Origin of the sequence: Peribacillus sp. NPDC060253, from assembly GCF_042727425.1 — a bacterium.
Taxonomy (GTDB): Bacteria; Bacillota; Bacilli; order Bacillales; family DSM-1321; genus Peribacillus.
Genome location: NZ_JBHXAS010000091.1, coordinates 1 through 19707, shown reverse-complemented (window position 1 = coordinate 19707; position 19707 = coordinate 1). Strand labels below are relative to the sequence as shown.

Sequence of the window (19707 nt, the reverse complement as noted above, 5' to 3'; positions counted from 1 at the left end):
TTATTTTATAGAGCTCATCATTCAGGATAAAATTTAAAGTTATTTCATTAAATAAAGTTACTTCCTACAAAAAAGAACCTTTACTAAAAAGTAAAGGCTCTAACTATATAAATGGAATTTACTACGTATTTAGAAAGCACAGTATCCAACAACTGGTTTAGATGATCCCGTTTTAATAAAATAATCTGGAACGTAACCCTGATCAAGGTCACCGCCGTAGCCATTATCATCGGCAAAATCCCAAATTTTACTTCCTTTATAGGATTCACCATTTACATAACAATACAACCAAAGTTTTTTTCCATCAGGAATATTGGTTTCAACTCTTTTACCATTAATCGTTGGCGTGGTTCGAATATCCAGACCTGCACCACCCGTTTTTTGAACTGGATAAAACGCAGCATGTGTAATGGGTAGATTGGTAAGCAATACCAAACCAGCGATTACAACTGCAACCAGGGAGAATGTAACTTTTTTAAGCATCTGTTACCTCCTATATAAGAGTTTATAGTCGGATTCCTCTTACTTCTAGAACAAAGAATGACTAGGTCTGACTCATTTGGAAATATGAGGAATACCTTTTTAAAGATACAATACATTTCATGAGAAATCAACGAATAGATTGAATTTTTTGAATTTGTTTTATCAAAAGTGAATGTATCCATATCTAATTATCACTTTCACGGATGTAGCAATATATCATTAAACGAATGGATTGCTTAATTGAAGCAAGCCATAATTTAAAAAGCTAGAGAATAATTAAGTATTCGGGAGATAATTAAAGTATAAAGAGGAAGGGATTAACGTTCTTTATATTTCCCCTTTTAAAATAACATCCTTTAGGATTTTTTCTAGATACTCATAATTCCTTTAATTCCCCAAAGTGTCATCTTCAAAGACGGATTCTGCAAATTAAGAAGTTTGGAGAGGAAATCCTTCGTAGTTGGTAACTTACTTAAGACGGTTAAAGTCGTTCAGATATTACCTTCTCTAAAAGCATGAGCACTCCAAATTTCGGATATGAAAAGAATTCCATTTGTACCCGTTCATAATCAAAGATAACTAAGCAAGGATTTTCCTCGTAAAAATGTTTTATGGTATGATAGTTAGATTGTTTATCACCCCGGTGACACATGTACATTCATCTAAGAAAAGAGGTTTTTATGCACACCACAGAATTAACTAAGCGACATTGGTTGCTCATCTTAACACTTACTTTATTAACATTCGTTCTCGGGACAAGCGAATTTGTTATCGTCGGGATCTTAACCGATATTTCCTCGAGTCTCCATATTACAAATGCAAAAGCAGGCACACTCGTTTCTGCGTTTGCGCTTACGTTTGCTGTTGCCACACCGCTCGTGATGTCGGCAACAAGTCATTTTCCAAAGCGTAGATGGATGTTGTTTTTGATAGGTTCGTTCATCGTCCTGAATGCTTTGTGCGTGTTTTCGACGAGCTACATCATGCTCCTTGCACTTCGGATGATGACGGCGATCGTAACAGGCGTTTTGATTTCACTTGCCATGGTTGTTGCAAGTGAAACCATGCCGATCGCTAAACGCGGACTCGCCATATCATTCGTTTTCGGTGGCTTTACGCTTGCAAACGTGATTGGAGTACCAATAGGCACTGTCATCGCTGAATGGTACGACTGGAATGCATCGTTCCTGTTAACGACTTTTCTCGGAGCTATTGCGTTTTTGGCATCTTTCTTCGTATTGCCTACTATGCAAAGTACCATTCGCAGTTCGATGCGTGATCAATTTTCTTTGTTGACACATCCGCGAATTTTAATGGCTTTTTTCATTCCATCTCTTGGATTTGGAGCGACGTATGCCGTTTATACGTATCTTGTTCCGATCCTGAAAGGAATGGAAGCACCAGGCAGTTCAATCAGTTTGATCTTGTTTGGCTACGGATTCATTTCCATTTTCAGCAACATACTCGCTGGTAAAATTGCCAGCTACAATGCGATCGGACGCCTCCGGTTTGTTTTCCTCGTGCAGGCAATCGTTCTGATCAGTCTATATTGGACGACAAATCATTTTATCATTGGATTGATTAATATTGGCTTGATGTCGTTAATGGCCATCCTTTTAACAACATCCACCCAGCTTTATTTGATAGATCTTGCAGGTATTTATCAACCAAAAGCTACAGGGCTAGCTGCTTCACTGATGCCAGTAGCAAGCAATGTCGGTATCGCCTTTGGTTCCGCACTGGGCGGAGTCGTTTACCATCAGGGAAACTTGCTGAATGTGACATGGGTCGGTGGGCTGGTTGCTATCTTTGCCAGTCTTCTAACTTTCCTAAGTTATCGCTTAGACCAAAAACAACAAAAGAAGGCAGCATAAGAGGATGAAGAAGCAATAAAAAAGCAGTTCTCGTGCAAAAATCACTCGTTAGAAACATAGAGTGTGGTTTCCTTTATATTGAAAAATTATGAAGCTAATCCAAACAATTTATGGATAAATTCTTATTGGTTTTGGGCAAGCTTCACCCTTGATAAACCTGTTTCTTTTTAATCACATGCATGGCTTCTATGCCACTCAGTATGTAAGTAGCTGTACGAAATGATTTCTATCCTTACATCGAACGAACGCGCTTTTTTTATAAAACGATGATCCTGTTCTACCATATTATTGTGATATTTAACTTGCCTTATTTGCATGCCTTCAAGCATGCGATTCTCTTCTTTTAACTCTTGAATCGCTACAGGATAGGCTGGATTTTTATCCACTGTTATGACACAAGGTTTACAAACATGAGAAGTAGCCAAGGCTTTCTTGAAAAGCGCTTAGCTGCTTGTTTATCTCTTGATTCCCTTAGATAAAAATCAATCGCATTCCCTTCTGAATCGACTGCACGATATAAATAAATCCATTGACCTTTTACTTTGATATACGTTTCATCAACTATTCAAGAGTCATTTGTTGGCTTAAGATGACGACGTACTCTTTTATCTAATATTGTTAGACCATTTTAAACCTGTATTGATTATCAAGACCAATTCCACCTAATAAACTATTAGCGAGTGTCTCGCTTTGCTCAATTTTTTCTGATAGTATAGTAGATTGAATCAATGGAGTTCTACTTACAATTGAAGCGATTCGTTTTCTTGCTTCCCAAACGTCACGGAAAAAGATGAATCCAGCCCAATACCGCAGCCATTTCCATCGATTATCCATGTATTCTTAATAAAATATTTCTAAATTAGCCTTGCAACAGAATGGATTATCTGCTATATTACAGTCAATTAAATATTTTCTTACTTCATACTTTTTGAAGTGAGGATAGAGGAGCAAAGACCATTAGTACACATTTTGAGGAGAATGAGATCCTATGACTAGTGTGGAAAGGGGAATTTGCCGAAGCGGAAAGAATCTCATATTCTTGAAGCTGGTTCTGCTATTGAATAAATACAGGACTGTCATATAGGAAACTATATGGAGGGCTATCTTACGCACCGAAACGATTTTTTTGATAAATATTGTTTCTACTGCAGCAGCGAATCCTCGTTGTTGCTTTTTTGCGTTTACTCCTGAATGGCCCTAACCACCTCTGAGTTTTTCAAAAAAATTATACAAAAGGGTGTGAAGTTATGAATTTTGGCCAAGTATTAACCGCAATGGTTACCCCGTTTAATCATAATAATGAGGTTGATTTTTATGCTACGAGAACGTTAGTAAATTATTTAATTGCTAATGGTTCTGATGGATTAGTTATAGCTGGTACAACCGGAGAGTCTCCTACATTAACAGCAGAAGAGAAAGTAGATTTATTCAAAGTTGTTGTAGAAGTTGTTGATGGAAGAGTTCCAGTCATAGCTGGAACTGGCTCAAATAACACGAAAGCTTCTATCAGCTTAACAAGGCAAGCAGAGGCAGCAGGAGTCGACGGAGTTATGCTCGTTACCCCATACTATAACAAGCCGTCTCAAGAAGGATTATTTCAGCACTTTAATGCTATTGCCCAATCAACATCATTACCTGTAATGCTTTATAATATCCCAGGACGAAGTGTTGTAAACATGTCAGTAGAGACGATTGTTCGTCTCTCAAAAATCAACAATATTGTGGCATTAAAAGAAGCAAGTGGTGACTTAGATGCCATGGCACAAATCATTAGCGAAACAACTAGTGATTTTACTTTGTACAGCGGCGATGATGGATTAACAATACCGGTTTTAGCCATCGGTGGAACAGGCATTGTTTCGGTTTCTTCACACATAATTGGTAATGAAATGCAAGAAATGATTAATAGCTTCAAAAATGGTGATGTCCGTGGTGCTGCTTCCATACATCGTAATCTTCTTCCAATTATGAAAGCATTATTTGCTGCACCAAGCCCATCACCGGTAAAATCAGCATTAAATATGCGAGGGCTAAATGTTGGCGGTGTCCGCTTACCATTGCTCCCTTTAAACAACGAAGAAAAAACAGCTCTACAAATAGCTCTACAACCTAGTAACGTAGAATCTGTGTTATTAAAATATTAAAGCGAGACTTAAATACCGACTTTCTAATTAAAGACCATAATAAACGGGATAAGTTTATAAAAAGCAGTGCAACTTCGAAAGAAGTGCACTGCTTTTTGATTGTTTGCTCGACTTAGGGCTTAAACTAGTAGAAATAGCTCGTGGTTATAAGCTTAACGATATTATTGAGTCAACTGAACCAGCATTAATTATAGATCCTGACCTTTAATTCACCGCGATTTGCCAAACGAAATAACCTATCTAACTTTATGGGGTCAGATCAATCTTTACTGGTCGACCTTTTAATACGAACGCATCTGTTAGTTCATTAATAATAGGTGTACTCCACACTTTAGTGGCTATTTCAGGAAAAATAGCAGCAACGCCTCTGAATGCCAGTCGTTGAGTTTCTTTAGTAACGAGTTCTAATCCTACTTCTTTTTTTTCTGCTTTTCTTTAGAAAAAACGTTATCAGAATGGTAAGAATGACACAGGGGACCCATTCTAGAGATAAGACAGAAAATTTATTAGTTTCTTCATTGATTGCTTCTTTTTTAATCGAAGCAGGCACTTCTGTTTTCCTAACATCAGCCACTTTTTTAAGGTCAAAAGATTCTATGGCCGTCCCTTCTTGGTTCATGATTGAGAGAATACCATCATTACCGGTTTTAAGACTAGGTTCATCACTAGTTAAATATGTATAGTATAAGTCTTCATTCAGCTTGTAGGATTTAGAGTGGTCAGCTGAATAAAATATGTTATTTTTATCTATTTTGGCGGATTTAAAGTTTGCAAAGCCATTGCTGAATAGCAGCTCAGTATCAGAGTAGGCTTCCTTGTCTGAAGGAGCTTTAAGGGTAACGGCAATCAAGTCCTGTTCTCCTCTAGTAGCAGTAGAAATCAGGGTATATCCCGACTTACTAACGAAACCGGTTTTCCCACCTGTGATTCCCTCATAGGGAATTTCGCCTTTTAACATTTGATGATGGGTAACTAAAGTTGTGTCCCATGTTTTCACTTCCCATGGTAAATCCTTATTCCCCAAATATTCACGGAAGGTTTCATTTTTCATTGCATATTGGGTAATTTTTGCAAGGTCATGTGCTGTGGTTACATGGTTCTTGTCAAACAATCCATGAGGGTTCGTAAAATGAGTATCGGTGACGTTTACTTCTTTTCTTAAAAACTCATTCAAGTCCTCCATGAACTTTTTCTCACTACCAGACATATGCTCGGCTATTGCTATAGCTCCATCATTTCCTGAGTTGATTAGCGTACCGGCAATTAATTTGGAAAGCTCTATCTCCTCCCCAGGTACAATGAATAACGAAGAGCCTTCTGCCTCAGCCGCTTTTTTACTAATAGTCACCATTTCGTTCTTATCCCCGTGTTCTATAGCATATATAGCTGTGGCAACTTTCGTTAGACTGGCTGGATACATTTTTTTATTTGGGTTTTTTTCGTATAATACCTTCCCACTTTTCGCATCAATAATGATCCCGGCGTCACTAATGAGAGGTAAGTCGGATTCGGCACTTACAGTTGTTGATGCAAAGGGGATTAAAGCCAAAATGAAGATAAAGAAAAACTTTTTCATATAACTCTCCTTGAATGAAAGTAAAATCCTATATAGTCATAATAAAGTAAATTGAATGTTTAGAGATGTTTTTTTGAAATTGTAATAAAACAGTAATTACCCTTTAATAATCATGGAAAATTCTTGGGTAATAACCTCCATTTAATTTCCTGAAATAACTTTATTAGGGCTGTTACCCTTTAAGTGGGAGCCTTTGTTTTTAAAAAAAGAATTCTCCATTATCAACAAATTTGTATTTTTTATTTTTCATCTTGCTGACGAGGGGGTGTGCAAGCATATTGACCATATCTTTTCATGAAAAAACCCTTCAAACTGAAGGGCTCTAGTTACTCATTAGGTGCTTAATCATGACATTACTTACTGAAAAAGAATGCCAGGGTGCAACAATACTGCTCCCTGGCATTTTTTGAAACACTTTTTATAAGGTTGCTAACAGCAAAAACATCATCTTTATAAAGAATTTAAAAATGGATACATACCCACTCGCCACGACAGGAATTATTTCATGAATTATCCAAGTTGGATTAAACGAACCCTCCAATCTAATATCAAGGTAATAAGATTAACCTTTATTTAAAACAAGAGATCATAAGGTTAATGAATCAATTTTTCAAAAAAGAGAAGCCCCCTCTTCTCATTCTGAAGAGGGGGTATTGCGTCCCTTTAGTTACAAAGAAATAACACTGCCTCTGCAAACTTTTTTAATAAAGCACCTGTGGTTGATTCAAAACCTTTCAAGACTCTAGTTATGAGCAGACTTTTTCAACATTTGTTTATGATTATGAGAAATTCGAATTAATTGTATCTTCAACTTTCTTTAACATACCTTTATATGCGTCTTCATCAAGGTAACCAATACTTCCGAATAGTAAATGTTCCACAGGTTCGATTCCAGTGAAATCAAATATCCCAATGTCGGAGGTAACTTTCAAGCCTGCTGTCATACCCACCTTATCGTAAACCTCGTTAGGCGTTCCATGTGTATTGATAATGAGGCCCTTTTTACCCTTTAATAACTTAATTATACCTTCTTCTCCAGCAGAATAAGCAAACCCAAATGCAAATACTCGGTCTACATACCCTTTAAGAATTGCTGGAAGACCTGTCCACCAAATAGGGTAAATAAATGTTATAACATCTGCTTCAGTAATAAATTCTTGTTCCGTTTTAATGTCATCTGGAGTTTTTCCCGCTTTCATAGCTGCTGTGTCTTCTGGTTTCAGAACAGGTTGAAAATCAAGTGCATATAAATCACGGACAACAACATCGTGACTGTCCTTCTTTAATGCATGAACTGCTGTTTCCAAAATAGAGTGATTTAAGCTATCAGGGTATGGATGTGCATAAACAACTAAGTGCTTCATTTCAAACATCCTCCAATCATTCTATAATTTTCATTAGATTATTAAGCTTTACCTAATATTATAGTGTTAGACATTTTTTAAAAAGTAGTCATTTTCTTATAACATAGTCACAAAAATAGTACCATCGAGAAAGATATGCATTAATTGGTTAGTATTATCAATCCCTACAAATGAAATGGAGTTCGTGGAATGTAAATGGCCTCCCAGTACTGATATTACCTCTTCATCAGCTACTCTCTCCTGCCATAAAGTTGCAATGACATCTGGTGGGATTTATAAAAAAAAAACAGTCAATAATGACTGCTCTTCTTCATGATTACAGTGTGACTGAACAGGTTCCCATTTCATTTCCACCCCAGTTCAGTGAAAGCTTGTCCTGATCTGAAAGAGGACCGACGCCACTAGGAGTACCGGTAAAGATAATATCTCCTTCCCCAAGCCCAAAATGCTCTGCTGTAAATTCTATAATTGTTTGTAAATCGAAAAGTAAGTCTTTAATATTTCCCACTTGTACACGCTCTCCATTTTTTAACAGAGAAAAATCTACTTGTTTACATGCTTCGACACCCTGAAACGGAATAAATTCACTAACAACAGCTGAATTTTTAAATCCTTTCGCCAAAAGCCAAGGATGCTGCTTTTGTTTTAACTGTGCTTGAACATCTCTAAGTGTTAAATCCAACCCAATGGCCATGGCATCTACTATTTCATCCACTTTCATTCCTGTTTCGTAAGGCTTTGAGATATGTATGACAAGTTCGGTTTCATAGTGAATGGAGCCCTGATTACTTGGCAACGTAATTGCCTGACCATTTGCTTCAACAAGCGAATGAGTTGGTTTTGAAAATAAAAAAGGGGAAGTTGGTACTTCATTATTTAATTCTTTTGCATGCAAAGCATAGTTTCGGCCTACACAATAGATATTTTTAATGTCTTTCATCATTAAACTCACTCTTTTCTTTTATAGATTATATTTTCAGATTTCTTTTTGGAACTACACACCTGCTAGTATATTAGCATTATTGTTGATAAGGAGATTTGAGGACTTTTTGCATAAATCGTTTTGGATTATCAATCTGTTCAAAATCGTATTTGTTATATAATGAATGTGCATCATTCGTTGCTAACATAAACCTACGAACCCCTTGCAGTTCAGGGTGATTAGTAATGGTTTCCATCAACCATTTTGATAATCCTTTCTTACGATAGTTTGGTAATATGAACACATCACTAAGATACGCAAAAGTAGCTAAATCTGTTATCACTCTTGCAAATCCAATCTGTTCACTATCTTCATTATCTAATTCACCTTTGAATACTCCAAAACATAAGGGAGTATTTTCAATTGACTTTATTACTGTTTCCTTGGATATACCCTTTGACCAGTAGGCTTCTTTACTCAAAAAGTTATGTATTACATGTAAATCTAAATACTTCTTATTAGTAGAAATAGAAAATTCGTTATTTATCCATTTATCCATTTCAAGTCCTCCTAATTCTTTCTATTACCTGTTGTCATTATATCAAATCAATGGCACAAAACCCTCAAATAATTCATCAATTATTTCCTTTGTTTTACAATAAGTCCCCGGTTTTGGAAAAATTCGAATGGGTATCATTCGGTTATTACATTCTAGTTCTACAAATGATTTTTTCCCAAAAACACTTTAGCAACCTGCCTCTTTCATTTCTACGGCTACTTCGTCATTCATTTTTCTCATTTTGGCATCGGTAATTTCACCAGATAATTTATTCAAGATCCCTTTTAACTCTGGGTATTCTTCTCTCTTTAACAATGGTGCACCTTGATAAGGAGGGAAATGTTTGTCATCCTCCAATACTGTAAGATTATATATCTCACTATCAGTTGAATGCGCATCAACTATATTTATCTCTCCTGATTTTTACTCTCGAGAATTGTATACGATAATTTTTTTGTATACCTAGGTAACCCTCTTCACGCTCAGGAAATTCTGGCGGAAAGCCAGCCTTAATTGTGCCTTCTACTGCTTTTAAGTCTGAAATTTTCATAGTTATTAATGAGATGAATTAAATCGGTTGGCAATTTGTCTTTAACATGTTCCCTGCGGTCAATCTGAGTGAAAAATGCACCAAAGGGAACATCCATGCGGTCGATATTTCCTTTACTCCGATACTCTTAGCAAGCTTCCAGGAGCTAGGCCAACAGAGCTGGTGCCACCACGAATAAGACCATGGCTCGGCTGAAGTCAGTCCGAACTTAAGCCATGTCTAAGAGTTTGTTATTATTTAGACATGTTATTTTTATTTCAAAAAATTTACTGGCTAAGTAATTTATATCCTTTTTTCTCCTTGATTAAAATGACACCTAACAATCCCATCAAAGAAAATAGGACAGGAATGAGAAATCCATAATGATAGCCCACAATAGAATGTTGCGGGAATAGATCCAGTACTTTTCCGAAAACACTTGGCAATAAAACGGCACTTAAGAATCCACCCATATTGGCAAACCCCGATACAACACCCACTTGTTCAATAGGAAAGGATTCCCGTACCACTGCGAAAGTCAAAGAACTTGCTCCATTTCCAAACCCTACGATAAAAAGTAAAACCACTACCATAATAAATGGAGGGTGCACGCCTGAGAAGAACAAACCACTCCAACTACACAAGACAATGAGATGGATTATGGTGTAGACTTTTTTGATAGAACCCAGCCGGCTTGTAATCCAGCTAATTAAGGGACCTCCAATGATGGCACCAAAAAGACCAAACATAATAAGCTGGCTTGCCCCTGAACGAGACATTTCAAATACATGAATTCCATAAGGAACTCCCCACGAACCGATGAATCCTATATATGTGCCTACTACACCAAAGTGGCAAAAGAAAGTGGCCCAGGCTTGGCGGGTAGAAAATATTCGGCGTAGAATCGTCCAAACACCTTCCCGTTCTTTTATTAAAATATCCTTTGCTTTGGGATCATCTTTAAATAGTTTTTTTGGTTTCGATACAAGCACAGTATAAAGAAGATAGGATGAAACCACTAAAATTATTCCTATGCTAAGGAATGGGGTCCTCCAACCAGCGACTGAAATCCAAATGGAAAAAGGTACGGTAGCTGATAACGAACCCAGGCTGGCAACCATGGCAACCAGGCCTAACAATCTTACAAATTCCTGTGCCTTAAACCATTGGCTTAATATTAAAACCAAGTTGACAAAAATGGTGGCATCTCCAATTCCCACTAATAATCGGGAGAAAATCAACAAGTATTCATTGGGAGAAAGACTGTAGATAAGGCTTCCAACCCCATTAAGGAGTGTGCCGATTATAAGAAATCGATTGGGGCCATATCGGTCAGATAATAGACCAACCGGTATTTGCAATCCTGCATAGGCTAAAAATTGAATGCCGCTCATAAGACCTATGGTAGAAGCTGAAACATGAAAATCCTTCATCAATTGATCTGTAATAAGACCAGGAGCTGTTCTTTGGCTTACAATTAAAAAGTAAGCAAATAAGACGGTGCCAAATACTACCCATCTATAACCGCTTTCTTGTTTATTCATTTTTATGTATCGCCTCCCGTATAAACCTACATCCTCCCCGTTCACCAACAATAAACAATCAGCGTGAGTACACACCGATCCCTAAAGGTGATACCCGTAATTGCTTTGATTCAAGCACAGAGTGCAGTACGTTGGGCTCTTCCGCAATTCTTTAGGCGTCAGCGGAAACGAAAGGGAGGCTAAACTTGCTGACTTTAGTCGTAAATCTGTCATTGTTTCTGGTAATTCAGACATATCGGCCGCCGGTGAAATAATCGTTGTACGAACATTATTGCCAAACGCTTCTTTGCGGAGACCTTCCGTAATCGCACGTACAGCAAATATCGTACCACAATAAACCAAGTCCGTAGGCCCTATTAAGTGTACTAATACTGAAGAAATATAATAATATGCCCTTCTTTTAGCGAATCGCATGACCTTTTACATAACTAGGGGTTTGTTACATTCACAAAGTCTTATATAACCATTCGTATCATTCAATATTCAATAATACGAAATTTCACCATATTACATCAAGGTACATATGTCCATTTAATCGTAATCCATTTAGTAACCCATTCAATTACATGAGGATTTGCATATGATACCTTTATCCTCTTTTTAGAAATAGAAAGAGATCTTTAAAGCTGTTATTAATACAAGCCTATGTAATCCCCGTCCATATCATCCTGTGTATCTGGTTCAATCATCTCTTTATTATCCTCCCAGTAAATGTATGAATACAGGAAAAATTAAATCAACATGAAGCACCGACAATTTCATTAAAATATCCCGCTCTTAATTTAAGAGCGGGAATTGTTACAGGAGGATTGATGAATATATATCCATTAAAGCGAGAAAAAAAAGACTTGAACTCTTTTACTTGTAAATCGTGTGGGGAAACATATGATGAGTTTCTGATGAAAAAAGAATGGAATGTTTGTCCGAAGTGCCAATATCACTACCCCGTTACAGCTTATGACCGCATCTTAATGATTACAGATAGTGGGTCTTTTTCGGAATTCGATAAATGTTTAACTTCCGTTGACCCGTTAAACTTCCCTGAATATAAAGATAAATTAATTTCTGATAAGAAAAACACTTCATTAAATGATGGGGTTATTACTGGGGAAGCTTTCATAGGTGGCTATCCGGTCGTAATTGGTGTCATGGATTCTCGCTTCCGTATGGGAAGCATGGGCTCAGCGGTGGGTGAAAAAATCACAAGATCCATCGAGGAATCATTAAAAACCCGAAAACCATTAATACTATTTTCAGCAAGCGGTGGAGCTCGGATGCAAGAAGGGATTCTTAGTCTAATGCAGATGGCAAAAACGAGTGCCGCTTTAGAACAATTAAACCATGAAAAAATTCTTTTCGTATCCGTTTTAACCAACCCTACAATGGGGGGCGTTTCTGCTAGTTTCGCTTCATTAGGTGATATAAATATTGCCGAACCACAAGCCTTAATTGGCTTTGCAGGTAAACGTATCATTGAACAGACCATAAGAGAAGAACTCCCGGAAAATTTTCAAACCTCTGAATTTTTATTAGAACACGGACAACTGGATATGGTTGTAAAGAGGAGTGAATTAAAAGAAGCGTTATCAATCATTTTAAAAATTCACCATCTCAATTTTAGGGAGTGTCTTTGAACGATGAATTTGCAAGAATTAATAAAACTAGAAAACCATATTGCTGAACTGAAAGAAATGTCTACAAATCATCATCTTGATCTAACCGAAGTATTAAATAATCTTGAGCAAAAAGCCAATGAAATCAGAAATCATCTTAATGAGAATATGGAAGTATGGGATAAAATTAAACTATGTAGAATTCAACAACGTCCTACTACTTTAGACTATATCCATCATATTTTTGAAGACTTTATTGAACTTCATGGTGACAGACTATATGGGGATGACCCTGCATTAGTTTCAGGGATAGCTATCTTCGATGGAATGCCTATAACCGTATTAGGAAATCAAAAAGGTAAAAATACAAAAGACAATATCTATCGCCGTTTTGGCATGTCTCAACCTGAAGGCTACAGAAAAGCTTTAAGAATTATGCAGCAAGCAAATAAGTTCAATCGACCTATCGTAACATTCATTAACACGCCTGGAGCCTTCCCAGGTCGTGAAGCCGAAGAACGTGGACAATCTGTAGCTATTGCCAGCAATCTTCGTGAAATGGCTAGCTTTGAAGTGCCCATCATCTGTATTGTAATTGGCGAAGGTGGGAGTGGTGGTGCGTTGGCTTTAGGTATTGGCAATCGAATCTTCATGCTAGAAAACACATTTTATTCAGTTATATCGCCTGAAGGAGCAGCAGCATTATTATGGAAGGATGCCACACAAGCAAAACGCGCAGCTGAAGCATTGAAAATTACGGCTAAGGACTTGATGAAACTAGGAGTGATTGATGAAGTCATAAAAGAGCCTGTTGGAGGAGCACATAATGACCTTCTTCTTCAATCGCAATATATAAAACAAACGTTACGAAAAGCATTGCAAGAACTTGGTCATTTAGATAAAGGCATTATACGCCAGCAACGTTACGATAAGTTCCGCAAAATTGGTGAGTATATGGACGAAATACTAGGGTAATGATGATCATACTAGTTTCTTCAACTTTTTAGGATTGTCTCCTTTTCTTCAATCTGAAGTCTCATATTGCTTCTTAAATATGGGAATCTCTGAACTGTAACCGATTATACTCTTAAAGCCACAAGTTCATAAAGGAAGGAACTAAATGATGATCATTTACCCTTCTATTCATATCTGATGTTCTTAACTTGAAAATCCTCCCATCATATAGTCCATTAATAGAATATAAAGCACCATTTAAAGTTTTATTATGTTATTAATACTTCTTCAAGGAACTTGTCCCTATGCTTGTACATGTTAAAGCCCGAACTTGTGTCAATGTGCTTTGACACTCATGCATCATACAAGAGGGCTCTTTTCTCTAAAGAGGCGGATCATTCTTCAAAACAAAAATGTCGTCCCTTTAACTGATAGGAAAAAGCGATTCTGCTTATTGAAGAATCGTGCCGGATAGCTGAAGATCAATAATAATGTAAAGAGTGTATTAAAAAAACGAACGTGGAATATGCTTTAAATATCAAACTAAGGGAGGAAATGAGTCAATGAAAAAAATAAAAATTATATACTGGATTTTCACGGGACTATTGGTGGTATTAATGGGTCTGGGTTCTATTCCGGATATAATGTCTGTTCCCGATGCAGTTGATTTATTTACTCATTTAGGTTATCCCACCTACCTCCTGCCCTTCCTTGGAATTGCAAAGCTATTAGGTATTGTGGCGATACTTGTTCCTGGCTTTCCAAGAATTAAGGAATGGGCTTATGCCGGTTTTGTCTTTGATTTGACGGGCGCTTTGTATTCAAGCATATCAGTGGGCGATCCCGCCAGTGGATGGTTGCTTTTCATTATCGGATATATTTTGATAGCTGTCTCTTATATTTTTCATCACAAAATAATAAAATCCGCTTCATCGAGTAGTGAGAATAGCTTAACATTATAAATGAATTGGCCATTTCCTACTCATTTAAGTAAGAATTGAATATGAAAGAAAAAGCACCATTAACGGTGTTTTTTCTTTGGCTAAAAATTATGGCTCGTATTTGTTTTGACAGTAAATAAGCTTTGCGTATAAAGTATTCATACGAATCCGAATGTAATTCTTTTGCACACCTTTTCCTTAAGATAAGGAGTCCTTCCCAGTTCGTTTATTTTTACATCGTCCAAATAGGCAAATTGTTTTTGTCTGCCCAATACATACAGGATTTCTTTTCCTCTTCCCATTTCTATATTTATTTTATCAAGGGCTTTCGTTTTTGAATTCACACAAAATTGTCCTAGTTGTTTTTCTCCACAGCATGTCCGCCGAATTCATTTCGCAAAGCAGCTACGACTTTACCTGTAAATGTGTCGTTATCTAATGAACGATAACGCATCAATAAAGACATGGCGATAACAGGGGTAGCGGCTTGTAGATCGAGAGCAGTTTCTACTGTCCATTTTCCTTCACCGGAAGAATGCATAATGCCTTTAATTTCATCTAGCTTTGCATCTTTAGAAAATGCATGTTCAGTTAAATCCATGAGCCATGAGCGAATAACCGAACCATTATTCCATACTCTCGCTACCTTTTCATAGTCAAAATCCAGGTCGCTTTTTTCTAGGACTTCAAACCCTTCCCCTATCGCCGCCATCATTGCGTATTCAATTCCATTATGGACCATTTTCAAGAAGTGGCCACTACCTGCCTTTCCAGCATATAAATACCCATTTTCTACGGCTGTATCCCTAAAAATCGGCTCGACAATGTCCCATGCTTCTGGATCTCCACCTACCATATAACAAGCTCCATTCCGAGCACCTTCCATCCCCCCGGATGTGCCTGAGTCCATAAAACGCACCCCAAATTTCCTTAGCTCGCTGTAACGACGGATGGATTCCTTATAGTGGGAATTACCTGCTTCTATAACGATATCCCCTTCGCTTAACATAGGGGCAACCTCACTAATAACTGAATCAACTACAGAATGCGGAACCATAATCCAAAGAACTCGTGGTTTTTCCAAGGATTGGACAAGCTCTTGTAAACTGGATGCCCCTTCCACTCCATAACTTTTTATTTCTTCAATCGCACTTGTATTTAAATCGAACGCCACTACATGATGATGATTATCGATTAAATTCTTCCCCAAGTTCAATCCCATTTTTCCTAAACCAATTAATCCTACTTTCATTTGAATTGCCTCCTTTAAGTTTTTTATTTCTGCCTATTTATTTTGAGGTTGGTCTTCCTACTTTTTAGGACACCGATCCCATCCTACTCAGTTTTCTATCAAACATTACCTTACCTTCACCACCATTTATATCCATCAACTTCCAATAATTGATGAGCAACTTCCGGTCCCATCGAACCTGATTTGTATAAGTGAAGGGGAAGGCTGTTTTCCTTGAAGGCTTCTAATATAGGCTGGACCCATTTCCAAGATAATTCAACTTCATCCCAGTGGGCAAAGAACGTAGAATCTCCTCGCAAAGCATCAAATATAAGCAGTTCATACGCTTCAGGTACTCCTTTTTCACTTGCTGAAAAGTCAATCATTATAGGTTCTAATTTTCCATTTATTGAGTTTTTGCTATTTAATTGCATCGAAATCCCTTCATTCGGACTTACTTTGATAATTAAAAGATTGGGTTCTGCATGTTGGTTCTCGTTACTATACAACATGGTTAATGGATTTTTGTATTCAATCACAATCCGCGTCGACTTTTCTGTCATACGTTTACCTGTACGGAAATAAAATGGTACCCCATCCCAAAAGGAATTATCAATCCATAGCCGAGCCGCCACAAATGTATCATTTTTGGAAGAACCATCAACGCCAGGTTCCTCTATATATCCGACTACTGGTTTACCATTTATTTCCCCAGATTCATATTGACCACGAACGACGTGGACTCCTATAGTGGGTATCTGTAATGGTCGCAAAGATTCCATAACCTTTCGCTTCTCATTTCGAATATCCTTTGCACTAATCTTTTTTGGCAGATGCATGGCCGTCATCATCAACAGCTGCAGCATATGATTTTGAACCATATCACGAATCGCCCCAGCTTTGTCGTAATACCCCGCTCTCTCTTCCACACCAACCGTTTCACTAGCGGTAATTTGCACATTGGCTATAAAGCGATTGTTCCATAGTGATTGCAACACAGGGTTGGCAAATTCCAAGGCTTCAAGGTTTTGAACCATCGGTTTTCCCAGATAGTGATCAATCCGAAAAATTTCATCTTCCTCAAAAGCTTCATTCAGTTTTGCGTTTAAATCTTGGGCAGATTTTAGATCATGCCCAAACGGTTTTTCGATAATCAAACGCTTCCATCCTTTTGTTGAGCCTAATCCACTTTTCTTAATGTTCAAAGCAATTACATCAAAGAATTCCGGGGCAACAGAAAGATAGAACATTCGATTCTCTTCAATATTCTGGTCTTTTTCATTTTGTCGGATGAGGTTAAGTAACCCTTCATACCCATTAGCATTTGTTACATCCAATTGGATATAACGGAATGCCTGGATGAACTCTTCTTTTTTTGATAGGTCGTTTATCAAATGCCTTGAAAAAGTCATTAAGGATTCTTTTACACGTGTTTGAAATTCAACATCAGACAACTCGCCTCTCCCTACACCAATAACTGAAAAAGGATTCGGCAATTTTTGATTAAGATACATATTAAACAAGGCAGGATAGATTTTTCGCTTAGCTAAATCTCCCGTTGCTCCAAATAAGACAAAGGTCATAGAATCCACTTTTCATTCCTCCACTCTTCAACATTTTTATATAAGGTAATGTCTTATTCGCTTCGGTCGCAAATGCATTATCCTGCTTTTAAATATAGGAATCGTTTATCCCTCACTGATTGCAGGTGATGACATCATTAAATGAACCATGGCTTTTTTTGACAATATTCAATTTATTGGCGATTGTTAAACAACCCACAAACTCTTATTGACAGTTATTTGTCGTTCTCATGAGTTTTTTCATGCATGTATTAGTATTCCTTCAGCTCACTATTAGTTATGCCAAATTAGTCTACAAACTTTATCAAGATATCATGTCAAATAAAGCACATGTACAATGCCGGATGCACGTGAAAAAGCCAAGGTCAGCGACTGTACAAAAACTCGCTAACCTTGGTCTGTGTTCACACTGGTACCTGACCTAGTCATCGTTGGTGGCGGTATCACCGGACAAGATGATTAAAGGTACTGCTGCCCAAGTACAAAAATTGGTTAAACAAGGCTAATACCCATCATGCAGACCACTCAATATTTAGCTGAAATCATAAAAGAGCTAAATCGTTCAGTAGACATAATTGCTGACGAAGAAGCTGAAAAATTGGTTAATGGGATTCTTGAATCAAAGAAAGTTTTTGTTGCAGGTGCAGGAAGATCTGGCCTTATGGGTAATTCCTTTGCGAAGCGAATGATGCATTTGGGGATTGATGCATATGTAATAGGGGAAACGGTCACCCCTTCCTTCGAAAAAGGTGACATTTTGATTATCAGTTCAGGTTCAGGAGAAACAAAAAGTTTGGTTTCCATGGCTGAGAAAGCAAAAAGCATCGGTGGGGCAATTGCTTCAGTAACAATTTTCCCGGAATCCACCATCGGAAAATTAGCGGATATCACAATAATATTGCCTGGCACACCAAAAGATCAGTCAGAAGGCGATTATAAAACAATCCAGCCAATGGGCTCTCTATTTGAACAAACTCTCTTACTTTTTTACGATGCTGTCATTTTGAGGTTCATGGATAAAAAGGGATTGGATACGAATAATATGTATGGACGACACGCTAATCTCGAGTAGTTTAATGATAAACAAAAAAGCAAGATGTTAAAAGACCGCAAAAATTCTTCTGAATTTTTTGCGGTCTTTTTATAGAAAAACAATTATGAGTCCTCTCCAAATATTATTAAATCACCCTCATTTGTTTAGAGGGGATTTTACTAACTGCGGTCTAGTTTTCGAAACGCTTATCGTCTTAATTAGTTTAAAGCACTTGCTCGCTGAAGCTGTATTATTTCCCTGAGTTCGACCCGTTTACCGGTTGTAGTACTTGTACCTTGTCTCCTATTTCAATTGATAACAAATCCTCACCTACTACAACGTTTCCTTTGTATGTTTCTTTTGTTCTTTCGAGCAAGTTTGCCTTTTCTTCTGACAGTCCTCCCAATAATACAATATGTGAGTACACAGCAAGTTTTGGTTGTACTTGGCTAAAGACTTTACCTGCTTCCTCAGGAGTAGTGTGAAGATCAAGTATATTGGCTATTGATTCTGATTCGTTATCAGGGCTTGCGGCTGCAACCTCATGGATAACTACGTCAGCACCTTTAGCAAATTGAATGAGATTTTCATTATAACGGGTGTCACCTGAGATAACTACGGAATGTCCTTTGTAATTAACCCGATAACCGAAAGCAGGTTCTATTGATTTATGGTCAACCTTGAAAGCTATTACCTCGATTCCCTTTTTTTTATAGACAATACCTTCTTTGATATCATTTGCTACAATACTTGATCCTTCAATGTTTCCATTCCCAGAGTCATTCCTTGCATCCAAATCGGCTTTAAACGCTTTATTCATATGTAACATCATTTTCTCGGTTCCCTTTGGTCCCCATATGTTAAATGGTTGCTCCCTTTTCCCTCCTGTTGGTAAAGAACCTGTAAGCCATACGTCTGGTATGCCGATCGTATGATCAGAATGCAGATGAGTAAGGAATAACTTGTCCACACTGCCTGGTAACATATTCACCTTATATAATTGTAAAGCGGTTCCACGTCCAGCATCAAAGAGTAGTTTTTCATTACCAACTTCTACAAGGGTAGCAGGACCTGAGCGAGTTGTACTTAAAATAGGAGAACCTGTTCCTAATAGAGTTACTTTAAAATCCGATTGATGCACAGCTGTTTGGCCAAAAGAAGGAAGAAATAATGATAATGATAGAATTATTGAAACTAGCAACAAAAAACCAATAGAAGTATTCCTTATTCTTTTCTTCATAAAAAAACCTCCTGTACGATTATTTGACTTTACTCAAGGAAAATCAAACCACGTGTTTTTAATATAAAACCTTGTTTCAGAAATTCGTTCACAAACTAAATATTACAATATTTATAA

The 19707-nt window shown here is 37.3% G+C and carries 18 protein-coding genes, 2 pseudogenes and 1 riboswitch; of the genes and pseudogenes, 6 read left to right on the top strand and 14 right to left on the bottom strand.

Annotated features, from left to right (window positions below):
- Window positions 1-129 precede the first annotated feature (129 nt).
- Window positions 130-483: a hypothetical protein gene (locus ACFWE9_RS19875; RefSeq protein WP_230162149.1), complete on the bottom strand. Its 354-nt coding sequence runs from the start codon at window positions 481-483 to the stop codon at window positions 130-132.
- A gap of 680 nt (window positions 484-1163) precedes the next feature.
- On the opposite strand from ACFWE9_RS19875, the gene ACFWE9_RS19870 reads away from it, so the two are divergent.
- Window positions 1164-2357, top strand: a complete 1194-nt coding sequence (locus ACFWE9_RS19870; protein WP_230162147.1) for an MFS transporter — start codon at window positions 1164-1166, stop codon at window positions 2355-2357.
- 122 nt (window positions 2358-2479) lie between these two features.
- Here the strand turns inward: ACFWE9_RS19870 and ACFWE9_RS19865 are convergent.
- Window positions 2480-2970 (bottom strand): annotated as a pseudogene (locus ACFWE9_RS19865) (IS6 family transposase); the annotation flags it as partial.
- 5 nt (window positions 2971-2975) lie between these two features.
- Entirely contained in the window at window positions 2976-3191 is a 216-nt protein-coding gene (locus ACFWE9_RS19860; RefSeq protein ID WP_377358368.1) for a hypothetical protein, read from the bottom strand.
- A 98-nt stretch (window positions 3192-3289) separates the two neighbouring features.
- Window positions 3290-3468: riboswitch (Lysine riboswitch) on the top strand.
- 136 nt (window positions 3469-3604) lie between these two features.
- On the opposite strand from ACFWE9_RS19860, the gene dapA reads away from it, so the two are divergent.
- Complete coding sequence (gene dapA / locus ACFWE9_RS19855; RefSeq protein WP_230162143.1) at window positions 3605-4501, top strand: 4-hydroxy-tetrahydrodipicolinate synthase; 897 nt, start codon at window positions 3605-3607, stop codon at window positions 4499-4501.
- Between the two features lie 391 nt (window positions 4502-4892).
- On the opposite strand, the gene ACFWE9_RS19850 is transcribed toward dapA, so the two are convergent.
- The 7 genes and pseudogenes from ACFWE9_RS19850 to ACFWE9_RS19820 all read right to left on the bottom strand — a co-directional run bounded on the left by ACFWE9_RS19850 (window position 4893) and on the right by ACFWE9_RS19820 (window position 11337).
- The gene (locus ACFWE9_RS19850) at window positions 4893-6077 is read right to left on the bottom strand and encodes a D-alanyl-D-alanine carboxypeptidase family protein (protein WP_377358366.1); all 1185 of its coding nucleotides are present in this window, start codon (window positions 6075-6077) and stop codon (window positions 4893-4895) included.
- Between the two features lie 779 nt (window positions 6078-6856).
- On the bottom strand, window positions 6857-7441 hold the full coding sequence (locus ACFWE9_RS19845) for an NAD(P)H-dependent oxidoreductase (RefSeq protein WP_377358364.1): 585 nt from the start codon (window positions 7439-7441) through the stop codon (window positions 6857-6859).
- A gap of 316 nt (window positions 7442-7757) precedes the next feature.
- Window positions 7758-8381, bottom strand: coding sequence for a fumarylacetoacetate hydrolase family protein (locus tag ACFWE9_RS19840; RefSeq protein WP_230162178.1), 624 nt, complete (start codon window positions 8379-8381; stop codon window positions 7758-7760).
- Between the two features lie 79 nt (window positions 8382-8460).
- Window positions 8461-8922: a GNAT family N-acetyltransferase gene (locus tag ACFWE9_RS19835; protein ID WP_230162138.1), complete on the bottom strand. Its 462-nt coding sequence runs from the start codon at window positions 8920-8922 to the stop codon at window positions 8461-8463.
- A gap of 186 nt (window positions 8923-9108) precedes the next feature.
- Window positions 9109-9466, bottom strand: a pseudogene (locus ACFWE9_RS19830) (glycine betaine ABC transporter substrate-binding protein); the annotation flags it as partial.
- Between the two features lie 272 nt (window positions 9467-9738).
- Window positions 9739-10995, bottom strand: coding sequence for an MFS transporter (locus ACFWE9_RS19825; RefSeq protein WP_230162136.1), 1257 nt, complete (start codon window positions 10993-10995; stop codon window positions 9739-9741).
- Window positions 10996-11076: 81 nt separating this feature from the next.
- Window positions 11077-11337 carry an SDR family oxidoreductase gene (locus ACFWE9_RS19820; RefSeq protein ID WP_377358362.1) on the bottom strand — a complete coding sequence of 87 codons (261 nt, stop codon included), beginning with the start codon at window positions 11335-11337 and terminating at the stop codon, window positions 11077-11079.
- A gap of 470 nt (window positions 11338-11807) precedes the next feature.
- Here ACFWE9_RS19820 and accD point away from each other — a divergent pair, with 470 nt between their 5' ends.
- From accD to ACFWE9_RS19805, 3 genes are all read left to right on the top strand, one after another.
- A complete protein-coding gene (accD, locus tag ACFWE9_RS19815; protein WP_377358360.1) occupies window positions 11808-12629 on the top strand; it encodes an acetyl-CoA carboxylase, carboxyltransferase subunit beta in 822 nt (273 codons plus the stop codon).
- Between the two features lie 3 nt (window positions 12630-12632).
- Window positions 12633-13583, top strand: coding sequence for an acetyl-CoA carboxylase carboxyltransferase subunit alpha (locus tag ACFWE9_RS19810; RefSeq protein ID WP_377358358.1), 951 nt, complete (start codon window positions 12633-12635; stop codon window positions 13581-13583).
- A 542-nt stretch (window positions 13584-14125) separates the two neighbouring features.
- A complete protein-coding gene (locus ACFWE9_RS19805) occupies window positions 14126-14524 on the top strand; it encodes a DoxX family protein (protein WP_230162130.1) in 399 nt (132 codons plus the stop codon).
- A 137-nt stretch (window positions 14525-14661) separates the two neighbouring features.
- Here the strand turns inward: ACFWE9_RS19805 and ACFWE9_RS19800 are convergent, their stop codons facing one another.
- The 3 genes from ACFWE9_RS19800 to zwf form a co-directional block, all read right to left on the bottom strand.
- Complete coding sequence (locus tag ACFWE9_RS19800) at window positions 14662-14847, bottom strand: hypothetical protein (RefSeq protein WP_230162128.1); 186 nt, start codon at window positions 14845-14847, stop codon at window positions 14662-14664.
- A gap of 11 nt (window positions 14848-14858) precedes the next feature.
- Complete coding sequence (gene gnd, locus ACFWE9_RS19795) at window positions 14859-15755, bottom strand: phosphogluconate dehydrogenase (NAD(+)-dependent, decarboxylating) (RefSeq protein WP_230162126.1); 897 nt, start codon at window positions 15753-15755, stop codon at window positions 14859-14861.
- A gap of 116 nt (window positions 15756-15871) precedes the next feature.
- A complete protein-coding gene (zwf, locus tag ACFWE9_RS19790) occupies window positions 15872-17326 on the bottom strand; it encodes a glucose-6-phosphate dehydrogenase (protein ID WP_377358355.1) in 1455 nt (484 codons plus the stop codon).
- A gap of 505 nt (window positions 17327-17831) precedes the next feature.
- Between zwf and hxlB the strand changes: the two genes are divergently transcribed.
- Complete coding sequence (gene hxlB, locus ACFWE9_RS19785) at window positions 17832-18389, top strand: 6-phospho-3-hexuloisomerase (RefSeq protein WP_230162121.1); 558 nt, start codon at window positions 17832-17834, stop codon at window positions 18387-18389.
- A gap of 211 nt (window positions 18390-18600) precedes the next feature.
- On the opposite strand, the gene ACFWE9_RS19780 is transcribed toward hxlB, so the two are convergent.
- Window positions 18601-19590 carry an MBL fold metallo-hydrolase gene (locus tag ACFWE9_RS19780; RefSeq protein ID WP_230162119.1) on the bottom strand — a complete coding sequence of 330 codons (990 nt, stop codon included), beginning with the start codon at window positions 19588-19590 and terminating at the stop codon, window positions 18601-18603.
- Window positions 19591-19707 lie beyond the last annotated feature (117 nt).